9 protein-coding genes are annotated in these 13025 nt (G+C 74.3%); 4 read left to right on the forward strand and 5 right to left on the reverse strand.

The annotated features are described in order from the left end of the window. Positions 1-81 precede the first annotated feature (81 nt). Positions 82-897: a response regulator transcription factor gene (locus tag ACFYU9_RS19075; protein ID WP_389207261.1), complete on the forward strand. Its 816-nt coding sequence runs from the start codon at positions 82-84 to the stop codon at positions 895-897. 29 nt (positions 898-926) lie between these two features. Here the strand turns inward: ACFYU9_RS19075 and ACFYU9_RS19080 are convergent, their stop codons facing one another. Further along, the gene (locus ACFYU9_RS19080; RefSeq protein WP_389345452.1) at positions 927-2045 is read right to left on the reverse strand and encodes a winged helix DNA-binding domain-containing protein; all 1119 of its coding nucleotides are present in this window, start codon (positions 2043-2045) and stop codon (positions 927-929) included. A gap of 184 nt (positions 2046-2229) precedes the next feature. Between ACFYU9_RS19080 and ACFYU9_RS19085 the strand changes: the two genes are divergently transcribed. The 3 genes from ACFYU9_RS19085 to ACFYU9_RS19095 all read left to right on the forward strand — a co-directional run bounded on the left by ACFYU9_RS19085 (position 2230) and on the right by ACFYU9_RS19095 (position 5728). Continuing rightward, positions 2230-3321 carry a magnesium and cobalt transport protein CorA gene (locus ACFYU9_RS19085; RefSeq protein WP_389345453.1) on the forward strand — a complete coding sequence of 364 codons (1092 nt, stop codon included), beginning with the start codon at positions 2230-2232 and terminating at the stop codon, positions 3319-3321. A 344-nt stretch (positions 3322-3665) separates the two neighbouring features. Then, complete coding sequence (locus ACFYU9_RS19090; protein WP_389345454.1) at positions 3666-4739, forward strand: helix-turn-helix domain-containing protein; 1074 nt, start codon at positions 3666-3668, stop codon at positions 4737-4739. After that, positions 4736-5728 (forward strand): alpha/beta hydrolase, encoded by a 993-nt coding sequence (locus ACFYU9_RS19095; protein WP_389207275.1) that lies wholly within the window; start codon positions 4736-4738, stop codon positions 5726-5728. Before ACFYU9_RS19090 ends, ACFYU9_RS19095 begins: the two co-directional genes overlap by 4 nt. 15 nt (positions 5729-5743) lie before the next feature. On the opposite strand, the gene ACFYU9_RS19100 is transcribed toward ACFYU9_RS19095, so the two are convergent. The 4 genes from ACFYU9_RS19100 to ACFYU9_RS19115 all read right to left on the reverse strand — a co-directional run bounded on the left by ACFYU9_RS19100 (position 5744) and on the right by ACFYU9_RS19115 (position 13009). Beyond that, a complete protein-coding gene (locus ACFYU9_RS19100; RefSeq protein WP_389207277.1) occupies positions 5744-7999 on the reverse strand; it encodes a helix-turn-helix domain-containing protein in 2256 nt (751 codons plus the stop codon). 388 nt (positions 8000-8387) lie between these two features. Further along, a complete protein-coding gene (locus ACFYU9_RS19105; RefSeq protein WP_389345455.1) occupies positions 8388-11243 on the reverse strand; it encodes a helix-turn-helix transcriptional regulator in 2856 nt (951 codons plus the stop codon). Positions 11244-11315: 72 nt separating this feature from the next. Beyond that, positions 11316-11927: an FMN reductase gene (locus tag ACFYU9_RS19110; RefSeq protein ID WP_389345456.1), complete on the reverse strand. Its 612-nt coding sequence runs from the start codon at positions 11925-11927 to the stop codon at positions 11316-11318. After that, complete coding sequence (locus ACFYU9_RS19115; protein ID WP_389345457.1) at positions 11924-13009, reverse strand: LLM class flavin-dependent oxidoreductase; 1086 nt, start codon at positions 13007-13009, stop codon at positions 11924-11926. The genes ACFYU9_RS19110 and ACFYU9_RS19115 overlap by 4 nt, the downstream gene beginning before the upstream one ends. Positions 13010-13025 lie beyond the last annotated feature (16 nt).

Genomic DNA, 13025 nt, shown 5'->3' on the forward strand with positions numbered 1-13025 from the left:
CGGTCCCGGACATCGTGTAATCAGTGACCCAGGTCTCACTACCCCCGTTCGGGGGTGAAGGCCTCGACGAAGGAGAACAACGTGCCGGAGCGGGACCCTGAGCACGTCGACACGGTGGAGCTGCGCGAGGCCCTGCTGCGGCTGCGGCGCGCCACGGGGCTCCAGGTGGCGTTCGGCGGGCTGCTCCACGACGGCTCCGGGATCCGGATCGAGGAGCTGAACGGCGCGGTGACGCCGGCCCTGCGCGGCCTGGCCATCTCCACCGGCTCCGGCCTCGGCGGCAAGTGCCTGGCCCTGTCCCGGCCGTGCGCGGTCACCGACTACGCCTCGGCCCGGCACATCACGCACGAGTACGACGGCCCGGTCTCGGCGGAAGGGCTGCGTTCGGTGATCGCCGTGCCCCTCGTCGTACGCCGCCGGGTACGCGGAGTCCTGTACGGGGCGCTGCGCGACGCCCTGCCCATCGGCGAGCGCGTCTTCGACGCGGCGGTCGCGGCGGCGCGGGACGTGGAGCAGGCGCTGGCCGTACGGGACGAGGTGCGCCGGCTGATGGCCGAGCGCGAGGAGATGCGGCAGGCGTACGGGGAGCTGCGCGAGCTGGCGCCGAAGGTGACCGATCCGGAGCTGCGGGAGCGGCTGCGGGCGGTGTGCGGCCGCCTGGAGAACGCCTCCGGCGCCGCGGACCGGGGAGCCGCCCCGGGGGTGCTGCTCACCCCGCGGGAGACGGACGTCCTGGCGGCGGTGGCGTCGGGGGCGACGAACGCGGTGGTGGCGGAGCGGCTGGGACTGCGGCCGGAGACGGTGAAGGGCTATCTGCGCGCGGCGATGCGGAAGCTGGGGGCGCACACGCGCCTGGAGGCGGTGGTGGCGGCGCGGCGGGCGGGCGCGCTGCCTTAGGCAAGGGGCTTGGGCCTTGGGGAGGGACCTCAGGCGGTCGCGTACCGGATCTCGTACGGGACGTTCGCCGGCGCCAGCAGGCGGAGGGTCCGCTCGGCCTCGGCGGTGAGCGCGGCGCGCTGGGCCCGGGTGGGCGGGGCGAAGGGCTCGATGGTCACGACCGTCCGCTCCTTGCCCTCCTCCAGGTACCAGAGGCCGGCGAGGAAGCCGTCGAGGAGGAAGACGCGGTGGGGCTGGTTGCCGGTCCAGGTGCGGTTGCGGTACTCGGCCGGCACGACGCGGGTGCGGTCGGCGTGGGAGAGTAGCAGGTTGTCGTACTCGGGCAGCAGCCGGGGCGGGGCGGGGGTGCCGGCGTCGGGGCGCGGGGCGTCGGGGAGGTCGAAGAGCTCGGTGCCGTTCTCGTCGCGGAAGACCAGGAGACCGGGCCGCAGCCGCTCGAAGGCGGGGCGGAGGCGGGTGAGTCCGCACCAGGTCTGCATGTCCTTGACGGAGGCGGGGCCGAAGGCGCGGAGGTAGCGCAGGACGGTGTCGTCGATGGCGGCGGGGCCCGACGCGTCCGCGTCCAGGCCGAACCAGTCCGTGGCGGTGGTGAGGGCGACCTGCCCGCTCCGCCCCCACAGTCCGCGGGGCGTGGCCTGGACCATGGGCAGCAGACAGCGGGCGGCGGTGCCGAGGGACTGCGGGTCGGCGTCGGGCCACCGCGCCGAGAGGTGCTCGCGCAGTTCCTTGTTGGTGCGCGGCTTCTCCCGGACGTAGGCGGCGGCGAGCTCGGTGAGCCGGTCGAGGTCGACGCCGCCGAGCCCCTTGCGGAACATCTTCAGCTCGCGGTCGATGGCCCCGTCCTGGACGAGGCGGCGCAGGGCGACGGCGTCGGCGGCGGTGTGGGTGTGGATGGTGGAGCGGAGCGAGACGATCCGGCCGACCCGGCGCGACTCCATGAGTCCGGACAGCTCCTCGGGCCGGAAGCCGTCGAGACGGGCGGCGAGCGCGTAGTACGGCGGCTTGGTGTTCTGCGCCTGGAGGCCGACGAGGTGGTGGACGGCCTCCTCGGCGCCGAGGGCGGCCGGGCGCAGCAGCAGCTGGCGGTCGAGGGTGGCACGGTTGAGGGCGCGGGTGGAGAGCAGCGGGAGCTTCGCGTCGAGGGCCATGAGAGGCACCGTAACGCCGAAAGAGGTCAGATCCTGTCCTCTTGCCTCTCCGCCGGCACGGAGGATCCGGGCACGAATCTCGCCACCTCGACCCGTTTTCACCCCGTATATCCTGCGATCCGGGACTCCTCCCCGCCGTCCCCTGCCGTCCCCGCCGTCCCCTGCCGTTCCAGGAGGCCGACCGATGACCGACCGCCGCCCGAGCACGGCCCGGCACCACGCCGCCGACCCGCCCGCGGACCCGGGACCCGACCGGCCGAGCGTGGTCCAGGCGACCCTGTACCGCGACGGCCGCCACGTCTCCTCCCCCGCCACCCTCGCGGAAACCTTCCGCCAGCTGCGCGAGCACCCCGACGGCATGGCGTGGATCGGCCTGCACCGCCCGACCGAGACCGAACTCCACTCCCTGGCCGCCGAGTTCGACCTCCACGAACTCGCCGTCGAGGACGCGATGGAGGCCCACCAGCGCCCCAAGCTGGAGCGCTACGGCGACACCCTCTTCGTCGTCCTGCGCGCCGCCCGCTACCTCGACGCCCCGGAGGAGGTCGACTTCGGCGAACTCCACGTCTTCGTCGGCCCCGACTTCCTCATCACCGTCCGCCACGGCGCCGCCCCGGACCTCTCCGCCGTCCGCCGCCGCATGGAACAGACCCCCGAACTCCTCGCCCTCGGCCCCGAGGCCGTCCTCTACGCCATCCTCGACGCGGTCGTCGACGGCTACGCCCCGGTCGTCGCCGGCGTCCAGAACGACATCGACGAGATCGAGACCGAGGTCTTCGGCGGCGACCCCGCCGTCTCCCGCCGCATCTACGAACTCTCCCGCGAAATGGTCGAGTTCCAGCGCGCCACCCGCCCGCTCGTCGGCATGCTCCACGGCCTCATGGCCGGCTTCGCCAAATACGGCACCCACGAGGAACTCCAGCGCTACCTCCGCGACGTCGCCGACCACGTCACCCACACCAGCGAACGCGTCGACGGCTTCCGCCAGGCCCTCACCGAGATCCTCACGGTCAACGCCACCCTGGTCACCCAGCAGCAGAACGCGGAGATGCGGGCGCTGGCGGAGGCGGGCTTCGAACAGAACGAGGAGATCAAGAAGATCTCCTCGTGGGCCGCCATCCTGTTCGCCCCCACACTGGTGGGAACGATCTACGGCATGAACTTCGACAACATGCCGGAGCTGCACTGGGCGGGCGGGTATCCGTTCGCGGTGGTGCTGATGGCGGTGGTCTGTACGAGTCTGTACGTGGTCTTCAAGCGGAAGGACTGGCTGTAGGAACGAGCCGGAAGCGAGTGATCGACTTACAGGTCGTCCGCCCCGAGGCCGAGGCGATCTGAGGCGCGGGCCGCGGGGCGGCGGCGGGACCGGCGCCGGGGAGGGACCGGCGCAGGGAGGGACCGGCTCCAGGGAGGGACCGGCTCAGGGAACGGACTGGCCCCAGGGAAGGACCGGCTCCGTGTCGCGTTCTGCCGAATCCTGCCTGTGGTTCTGCCTGGAGACGGGGACGGCCCGCTGCTTGGCTGTCGGTGCGGGCGGGAACCCGGGCATCGCCGAGGTGGTGGGGTCGCGCTCCCGTGGCAGACCTGGAGTCGATTCCCCTGAGCGGAGAGAAATTGAGCGTGGTGTTGACGACCGCCTCCGTGCCGGACCAGGACAAGGTCGCGTACTGGAACGACGCGGTGAGCAGGACGCTGGTGCCGATGCGGGTCGCTCCCCGGGGCGACGGGCCCTTCGACGGACGGATCGTCACCGACCGTCTCGGGTATCTGCAGGTGTCCACCGTGGAGGCCGACGCGAAGCGGGTCAGCCGTACGCCGGCGCTCATCGCCGGGTCGTCCGAGGCGCTGGTGGCGGTCGGTGTCCAGGTGTCCGGGACGACCACGTTCGTCCAGGACGGGCGGCGGGCCGAGGTGGGCGAGGGCGACCTGGTGGTGTACGACCAGACCCGGCCGTACACCTTCGACTATCCGCGGCGGTTCGCCACGCACGTCTTCCAGCTGCCGCGCCGCGCACTGGGCGTGTCGGACAGCGACATCCGGCAGGTCACGGGCCACGCCATCGGCACCGGGGACGGCTTCGGCGCGATGCTGATGCCGTTCCTGGCCACCCTGGCCTCCTCCTCGGCCGACGACTACCCGCCGGCCGTCGCGGACCGGCTGGCCGGCAACGTCGTCGAGCTGTTCGCCACCCTGATCGCGGAACGGGCCCACCCCGGTGGCCCGGACGCCGACGCGCCGAGCCATCTGGTGCTGCGCGTCCGCGACCACATCAACCGGAACCTGGGCGACCCGGATCTGTCACCGGAGCGCATCGCCCGGGCGCAGCGGATCTCCGTCCGCTATCTGCACCGGCTGTTCGAAGGCGAGGGGACCACGGTCGGCCGGCTGATCCGGCAGCGGCGCCTGGAGGAGTGCGGCCGCGAACTGGCCCGGCGCGGCAAGGCGGCTCCCACCGTGTCCGCGGTGGCCCAGAGGTGGGGCTTCGTCAGCCCGGCGCACTTCAGCCGGTCCTTCCGCGCCGCCTACGGCGTCTCCCCCCGGGAGTGGCGCGACCTGCGGACCGCCGGGGAGGGCCTCGGCGGTCCGGCGGGGGACGGCCCGGCGCGGACCGTGCCCGGGGGCGCCGCCGGTGTCCGCGGTGCCGGCCGAACCGCCCTTCCGTCTCCAGCCCTCTCGGCGGGAGACCGTGGGTGACCGGCTTCGTCCCTTCGTCCGCCCGACCGGTCCTGGACCACCCCACTCGGGCCTTCGTGGCCGCCCACGGCTGCCCGCCGTGGGCGCACGGACCGGACCCGGAGCGGGCCCGGCGGGACCTCGCGCGGCTGCAGGGCAGGGGCGCGCCGGACGCTCGCGAGGCGGAAGCCGTCTGCACGGAGTGGTTCGCCCTGCCGGGCGGCCCGACCGGTCACGTACGGGTACGGGTGGTCAGGCCCGCCGACAGCGTCGGCGAGATGCCGGTGGTGCTGTTCCTGCACGGTCTCGGCTGGGTTCTGGGCGATGCCGGCACGCATGAACGGCTGGTGCGCGCGTTCGCCCTCGGCGCGGACGCGGCCGTGGTCTTCGTCGAGTACGAGCGTGCCCCCGAGGCGCGGTATCCGGTCGCCGTGGAGCAGTGCTACTCCGTGGCGAAGTGGGTCTGCGAGCGGGGCGGCGAGATCGGTCTGGACGGCAGCCGGATGGCCGCCGTGGGCGATTCGACGGGCGGCAACCTGGTGGCGGCGCTGACCCTGCTCGCCAAGGAGCGGGGCGGGGTGCGGCTGCTGCAGCAGGTGCTGCTGTGCCCGGTCACCGACGCCGGCTTCGACACCTCCTCGTACCGGGAGTTCGCCACCGGCTACTTCCTCGACGGTGAGACGATGCGCTGGTTCTGGGACCAGTACCTGCCCGACGTACGACAGCGGAGCCAGGTCACCGCCTCGCCGCTGCGGGCGTCGCTGGAGCAGCTCGCCGGTCTTCCGCCGGCGCTGGTGGTCACCAGCGAGGCCGACGTGGTGCGCGACGAGGGCGAGGCGTACGCGACGAAGCTCCGGGCGGCCGGCGTCCCGGTGGTGTCGATGCGCTACCACGGGACGATCCACGACTTCATGGTGCTGGATCCGCTGCGCGACACGGACGCGGCCCGCGCCGCGCTCGTGCAGGCCCTCGACACCGTGCACGTCGCCCTGCACCGGCACCGCTGCTGAGCCGTCGCGGCCCCCTCACCCGGCGGGGAGCGAGGCCAGGAGCCCGCGCGCGGTCTCCAGGTCCTTGCCGTCGACGGCGTCACCGAAGGCGACGACCCGACGAAGCGAGGAGCGGGCCTCGTCGGCTTCTCCCAGGGCGATCTGGGCCTCTCCCAGATGCACGAGCGCGCTGCCCTCGATGTGAGGAACGCCGAGGCGGCGGGTCTGCGCCACGGCATCGCTCAGATGGTCGGCGGCCTCGCGCCATCGCCCGAGGACGGCGTGGCCGCGGCCGAGCGCGCCGGTCGTGTTGGCACGGTACATGTCGGCGAGGTGCCCGCTCACCGGACAGTCGGGCGCGTCCAGGAACGTGATGATGCGCTGGTGCTGGACCAGGGCCTCCTCGACCCGCCCGAGCAGACGCAGGGACGTTCCGTGGGTGAACATGGCGCCCAGCCAGCCCGCGCGGTCGTCGGTCTGCTCGTAGATGCCGATGGCGGCGAGCGACGTGTCGGCCGCCTCCTGGACCTCGCCGAGTTCCGACCGGGCCCAGGCCGCCAGGGCCAGCGCCGAGGCCTGCTGGGGGGCGTTGCCGGCGCGGCGGGCGTACTCCAGTGCTTCGCCGGCCCGTTCGACGGCCTCCGCGTACCGGGATTCGCAGGTGAGGGACCAGGAGTACATGTTGAGGTGGAACGCCTGCATGAGCGGGTCGTCAAGGGCGGTGGCGGCCGCGCCGGCCAGGCGGAAGACCTCGGGCCAGTGGCCCCAGTGAACCCACAGGTTGCAGAACCACTCCATGGCGTAGGTGGTCTCCACGACCCGGGTGTGCTCGCCCCGTTGGGCGGCGGCGCGCAGGGCGGCGAGCCAGGACGGGGCCTCGTTCTGGAGCCAGGCACGGGCCTGCCCGGCGCTCTCCAGCGGGACCGGGCCCCGCCAGGAGGACGGCGGTGCGCCGAACTCGGGCTTGTACCAGCGGCCGGCGACCACGGCCGTCTCCAGGAGCCAGCCGCGCAGCCGGTCGTCGGCGGCCTCCCGCTCGGCGGGTTCCTCCTCGCCCGACAGTCGGGCGCGGGCGTACAGCCGCAGCAGGTCGTGCACCTGGTAGCGGCCGGTGCAGGTGGCCTGCAGCAGGCCGGCCTCGACGAGCTCCTCCATCACGTCCTCGGCCTCGAAGACGTCGGTGGCGCTCAGCACGGCACCGTAGGCGGCGGTCATGTCGGGCCCCGGCACCAGACTCAGCAGCCGGAGCATGCGCGCCGCCTGGCCGGTCAGCTGACGGTAGGACAGTTCGAAAGCGGCCTCCACGCGCACGTCGCCGGCGGCGAGCGCGCCCAGTCGGCGTTCTTCGTCGGCCAGCCGCCGGACCAGGTGGTCGACGGTCCATCCGGAGCGGACCGTCAGCCAGTTGCCCGCCACCCGCAGGGCCAGCGGCAGCCGCCCGCACAGCTCCGCGACCCGCGCCACGGCCTCGGCTTCCGCGTCCGCCCGCTCCTCGCCCAGGATCCGGCGCAGCAGACCGACCGCCTCCTCCTGCGCCATCTCCGACAGCGCGAGGCGGGCGACGTCCTCGAGCCCGGTCAGGGGCCGCCGGCTGGTGACCAGCACCAGGCTCCGGCCGCCCGCCGGAAGCAGCGCGCGGACCTGCCGCTCGTCGCGGGCGTTGTCGAGCACCACCAGGCACCTGCGGTCGCCCAGCAGCGCCCGCAGCAGCCCCTCACGGCCCTGCTGGTCCTCCCGCGCCAGCCGGCGGTCCGACACGCCGAGGGCCTTCAGCAGCTTCAGCAGCGCCTCGCCGGTGTCCACGGGACCGTCCACCCCGTGCAGGTCCACCACGAAGCACCCGTCGGGGAACCTCTCCGCCAGCTCCGCCGCAGCCTTGAGCGCCAGCGTGGTCTTGCCGCACCCCGGAGGGCCCGAGACGACCCACACCGGCACGGCTCCGTCGGCCGGGACGCGCTCCGCGGCCTCCCGCAGCAGGGCCAGCTCCGGTTCGCGCCCGGTGAAGTCGCCCACCGACCGCGGCGGCACGACCGTCCCCGCCGCGGCGACCGTACGCGTCGGGCGTGCCGCACGCGCCGCGGTCAGCAGCGCCTCCCGCTCGTCGTCGGCGAGCCCGAGCCCTTCCGCGAGCGCCACCACCGTGCGCCGCTGCGGGACCAGACTGCGTCCCCGCTCCATGTCGCCGATGGCCCGGACGCTCACGCCCGACGCCTCGGCCAGTTCCTCCATCGTCAGGCGGTCCCGCTGCCGCAGGCCGCGCAGGACGGCACCGAACGATTTCTTCCCGTACACGATTCCTCTTTCCCCCACGTCGAAGCATGGGTCCCGTCCCGCTGTCGCCGAGAGGAGGCGCACGGCCGGCCCCGCCGAACCGCGGCGGGTGCCCTCGGGCCGGGTCGCGGAAGACCGGGCCGGTCGGCTCCAGCGGGGTCCTGGCCCGCTCGTGGACGACGGTGACGCTCCCGCGGACGTGGACGCCGGGGCAGACGTGGTCGCGGTCGTCCGTGTCCGGCCGGGGCGGGCTCGCCGGAGGCTCGCGGTCATGCGCCGTACCCCTCTCGACCGACGGTTCCCGCGGACATGCCCGTTCCGCGGCTCTTGATCAGTCTGAGGAAGCGACGACGCCGGCACATCGCACGAATCGTCCATTGCCCCGGCCCCCACAGGGGATACGAAGCGACTACTCTCCGCTGTCGCGCTCCTTCGCGAGCCGGGACAGCTGCGCGCGCGAGGTGATGTCCAGCTTGGTGAAGGCCCGGCGCAGGTGTGAACTCACGGTGTGCGGCGAGAGGGAGAGGTCCTCGGCCGCCTGCTGGTTGGTCAGGCCGCGGGCCACGAGCCGCACGACCCGTGTCTCCCCGGCGGTCAACTCGGGCCAATCGGGGGAGAGTCCGGCCGCCGAGGGCCGGCGGCGGACACCGGCGGCGCGCAGCCGCCGGCGCACGCGTGCCGCGTCCCGCCCGGCGCCCGCTCGCGCGTGGAGCGCGAGGGCCGACTCGAAGTACGGCACGGCCTCCGCCCTGCGGGTGGCCGCCAGCTTGCGTCCGGCGTCCTCGAGGGCCGAAGCCCGGGCGAGCGTCCGGGGGCAGTCCTCGTACAGCCGGACGGCGCGCAGCAGCGGGGCGAGGTCGTTGTCGAGGAGCCCCCGGGCGTGCGCGGCGGTGGCGGCGAGGAGGGTGAGGTCCGGATTGAGCGCGGCCCTCCGCTCGGCCTGGGCGACCGCCTGCGCGGCCCGTTCGTGCGCGCCGGCGCGCAGCGCCAGCCGGACGAGCACCGGGGCGTCGGCGGGGTCGACCAGGCCGGCGTAGGCCGGGCGGTCCGCGGCGGGTGAGGTCATCACCTCGTCGAGTTCGGCCATCGCGCGGTCGGGCCGGCCTTCGAAGTCGGCCATGAGCGCCAGCATCCAGGAGCCGAAGTGCCGTACGACGGGTGCGCCGTCGCCGCGCATGCGCCGCGCCTGTGCCGCGTAGGCGCGTGCGGTCGGCCGGTCGTCGGTGTGGAGGGCGACGCGCAGCATCACGTACCGGAGCGTGACGTCGGCGAGGTTGCCCGGGCCGGGATCGCCGGCCGCCGGGGACGCGGCTTCGGCGTCGGCCCGGGCCTCGGCGAGCCGTCCGGCCTCCAGCAGGATGCGGGAGCGGGTCATGAGCCACATCCGGGTGGCCGCGGTCCGGCCCTGCTCGCCGGTGAGCCGGATGCCCTCCTCCGTGGCGGCGAGGGCCTCGGCGGTGCGTCCGGTGGTGTGCGACAGGAGTGCGTGCCACAGGGCCTCCGGCACCCACAGCGAGGTGCTGACGCCCAGGGCGTCGGCGAGCGCGGCGGACCGTTCGGCCTGGCGGAACGCCTCGGCCAGGTCCATGCGGTGGAAGCTCGCGGCCGAGCGGACCGTCGTCAGGGTGGCCTCGGCGGAGCGGTCCCCCGCCGCCGCGGCGGTGTGCCAGGCGTCGGCGGCGACCCGCTCGGCCGCCTCGTGGTCGCCCGACATCGACAGGCCGACGGCGAGCACGGCGAGCAGGCGCCCCTTCGCGGTCGCGGAGACCGAGGGCAGTGCCGCCCCGGCGCGGGCCTGCCGGACCGCCTCGGAGAAGTCGAACGGTACGGCGAGGCGCGCCAGGGCCAGGCGTATGCCCGCCTCGTCCTCGGGTCCGAGGCCGCCGGCCGCCAGGGCGGCGGCGCCCAGCTCGCGCGCCCGGTCGGCCCGGCCCGTCTGCCAGAGCGGCGGGATCGTCTCGGCGACGATCCGCGGCCGCTCCGGGGCGTCCGCCGCGGTGAGTTCCAGGGCCGTGAGGAGGAGTTCCGCGGCGCGTGCCGGGGCGGTGGCGGAGAGTTCCGCCGCGTCGGTGCGCAGCCGGTCGGCCTCCGCGGCGTCCCGTGGCCCCGCCGTCCCCGCCGTCCCCGCCGCCGGCCCGGGCCGTTCGGCGGGAGGAGCCCCGCTTCCCGGCGGCAGCCCGGCGGCCTGACGGCGCAGGGCCTCGCGCAGCGGCAGGGGAAGGCCGGCTTCCACGGCCTCGCGGATCAGGTCCTGGCGGAAGGCGAGGCGGTCTCCGCTCTCGGCGAGCAGATCGGCGTCGAGGGATTCCCGTACGGCCGTGATGAGCGCCGCCGAGGACCTGCCGAGCAGTTCGGCCAGCAGGGCGACGGTGACCGGGCCGCCCACGGCGGCCGCCGTCTGCACCAGCTCCCGGGCCTCGGCGGACAGCTGGCCGAGGCGGCGCGCGACCGAGGGGAGTTCTCGTGGGGCGGGAGGTCCGGCCGGCAGCCCGGCGGTGCCGTTCTCGATGGTCACCGCCTCCTGCCTCAGCGAGCCGAGCAGCTCGACCAGGAGCTGCGGCACCCCCTCGGCGCGCCGGGCGAGACGGAGGACGTCCGGGCCGGGCGGGGCGCCGAGGACGTCCTCGGTGATCCGGGCGACCGCCCCGTCCTCCAGCGTTCCGAGGACCAGTTCGTGCGCGCCCGCCTGCCGTATCCGGTCCAGGGTGATGCGCACCCCCGACGGCACGCTGCCGCCGCGCACGGCGACCAGCCACAGGATCGGGTGCGAGGAGAGGCCCGCCGCGAGGGTGTGGAAGGTGAGGAGGGTCAGGTCGTCGCACCACTGGAGGTCGTCGAGGACGACGAGCAGGGGTCCTCGGCGGGCCGCCTCCCGCAGGCGCTCCCCCAGTTCCTGGAGCAGCCAGAAGCGCTGGCCGGGTGTCCGGGCGAGGTCCCGGAGCCGCCGGCCGCCCGCCAGCGGTTCGTCGCCGGAGAGTACGCCTTCGAGGAGCGGGCCGAGCGGCACGAACTGTTCGTCGGGGTCCGCCGCTCCCTCGAACGCCCGGAACCCGCGCCTCCGCGCGGCCGCCGCGGCCTCGGCGAGGATCCTGGACCTGCCGATGCCGGCCGGGCCCCCGACGCGGACGATGCCGCCCTCGTCCCGGGCGAGCGCGTCGAGCCGGGCCTCGACGAAGGCCAGTTCGGCGTCCCTGCCGCGCAGCGGGGTGCGTGCTCCGCCGGACCGGGAGGGTACGGCCCTTGTCGTCACTCGGTTCGCGCTCATACGGCGGAACAGTATGACCATTCGCGCCACAGCGCCGTCGCCCCGCCCGGGCCCCCGCCCCGGGGGCCCGGCTCAGTCGAAGCGCAGGTCGGCGAGTTGCCGTTCGAGGGCGGTGACGTCGTCCTCGGGCTCCGTTCCGGCCGGGCGCGCCGCCATGAGCGTGGCGAGTTCGGCGCCGGCGCGGCGGACGCGGCCGGGCAGGCCGTCGGTGTACTCGTCTCCTCCCGAGCCCCAGTCCTCGGAGGCCGCGAACACGGCGGTGGGGACGACGACGGCGCGGAGGTAGGCGAAGAGCGGCCGTACGGCGTGCTCCAGGGCCAGCGAGTGGCGGGCGGTGCCGCCGGTCGCCGCGATCAGGACGGGCGTCCCGGAGAGGGCGTCCGGATCGATCACGTCGAAGAAGGACTTGAAGAGACCGCTGTAGGAGGCGGCGAACACCGGAGTCACGACGATCAGGCCGTCGGCCGCGGTCACCGCGTCGATCGCGGCGCTCAGGCGCGGCGGGGGGAATCCGGTGACGAGGTGGTTGGCGATGTCGCCGGCCAGTTCGCGCAGTTCCACGACCTCGGTCGCCGCCGGCCCGCGGGCGGCGAGGGCGTCGCGGGCCGACTCGGTCAGCCGGTCCGCGAGCAGGCGGGTGGAGGAGGGGGTGCTCAGCCCCGCGGAGACGACGGTCAGCTTCATGCGGCGGACACCTCCCGGGCGGCGCGCCGGGACGCGTGCGTGGGCGCCTCCGGCACGTCGGCCGGGCGTCCCTTGGCGAACTCCCGCCGCAGCACGGGCACGACCTCCTCGCCGAGGATGTCGAGCTGTTCGAGGACGGTCTTCAGGGGCAGGCCCGCGTGGTCCATCAGGAACAGCTGGCGCTGGTAGTCGCCGACGGTCTCGCGGAAGGACAGGGTCCGCTCGATGACCTGCTGGGGAGAGCCCACGGTCAGCGGGGTCTGCTCGGTGAAGTCCTCCAGGGACGGGCCGTGGCCGTACACCGGCGCGTTGTCGAAGTACGGGCGGAACTCCCGTACGGCGTCCTGGGAGTTCTTGCGCATGAAGACCTGGCCGCCGAGGCCGACGATCGCGTCCTCCGGCCGGCCGTGACCGTGGTGCGCGAACCGGCGCCGGTAGAGCTGGACCATGCGCCGGGTGTGGTCGGCGGGCCAGAAGATGTTGTTGTGGAAGAAGCCGTCGCCGTAGAAGGCGGCCTGCTCGGCGATCTCGGGGGACCTGATGGAGCCGTGCCAGACGAAGGGCGGGACGCCGTCCAGGGGCCGCGGGGTCGAGGTGAAGGCCTGGAGCGGCGTGCGGAACGTGCCCTCCCAGTCCACCACGTCCTCACGCCACAGCCGGCGCAGCAGCGCGTAGTTCTCCTTGGCGAGGTTGATGCCCTGGCGGATGTCCTGGCCGAACCACGGGTAGACCGGGCCGGTGTTGCCGCGGCCCATCATCACGTCGACGCGGCCGTCGGCGAGGTGCTGGAGCATCGCGTAGTCCTCGGCGATCTTCACCGGGTCGTTGGTGGTGATCAGCGTCGTGGACGTGGACAGGATCAGCTTCTCGGTGCGCGCGGCGATGTAGCCGAGCATGGTCGTCGGTGACGACGGCACGAACGGCGGGTTGTGGTGCTCGCCGGTCGCGAAGACGTCCAGACCGACCTCCTCGGCCTTGAGCGCTATCGCGACCATCGCCTTGATGCGCTCGTGTTCGTTCGGGGTGCGGCCGTCGGTGGGGTCGGGTGTCACGTCCCCGACGGTGAAGATGCCGAACTGCATGGGGTGTCTGCTCTCC

Source organism: Streptomyces sp. NPDC004327 (assembly GCF_042873935.1).
Lineage (GTDB): Bacteria > Actinomycetota > Actinomycetes > Streptomycetales > Streptomycetaceae > Streptomyces.

Excerpts from the sequence above, each read along its gene's own strand:
- ACFYU9_RS19080 (WP_389345452.1), bottom strand. The coding sequence starts at position 2,045 with ATGGCCCTCGACGCGAAGCTCCCGCTGCTCTCCACCCGCGCCCTCAAC.
- ACFYU9_RS19085 (WP_389345453.1), top strand. The coding sequence starts at position 2,230 with ATGACCGACCGCCGCCCGAGCACGGCCCGGCACCACGCCGCCGACCCG.
- ACFYU9_RS19105 (WP_389345455.1), bottom strand. The coding sequence starts at position 11,243 with ATGAGCGCGAACCGAGTGACGACAAGGGCCGTACCCTCCCGGTCCGGC.
- ACFYU9_RS19110 (WP_389345456.1), bottom strand. The coding sequence starts at position 11,927 with ATGAAGCTGACCGTCGTCTCCGCGGGGCTGAGCACCCCCTCCTCCACC.
- ACFYU9_RS19115 (WP_389345457.1), bottom strand. The coding sequence starts at position 13,009 with ATGCAGTTCGGCATCTTCACCGTCGGGGACGTGACACCCGACCCCACC.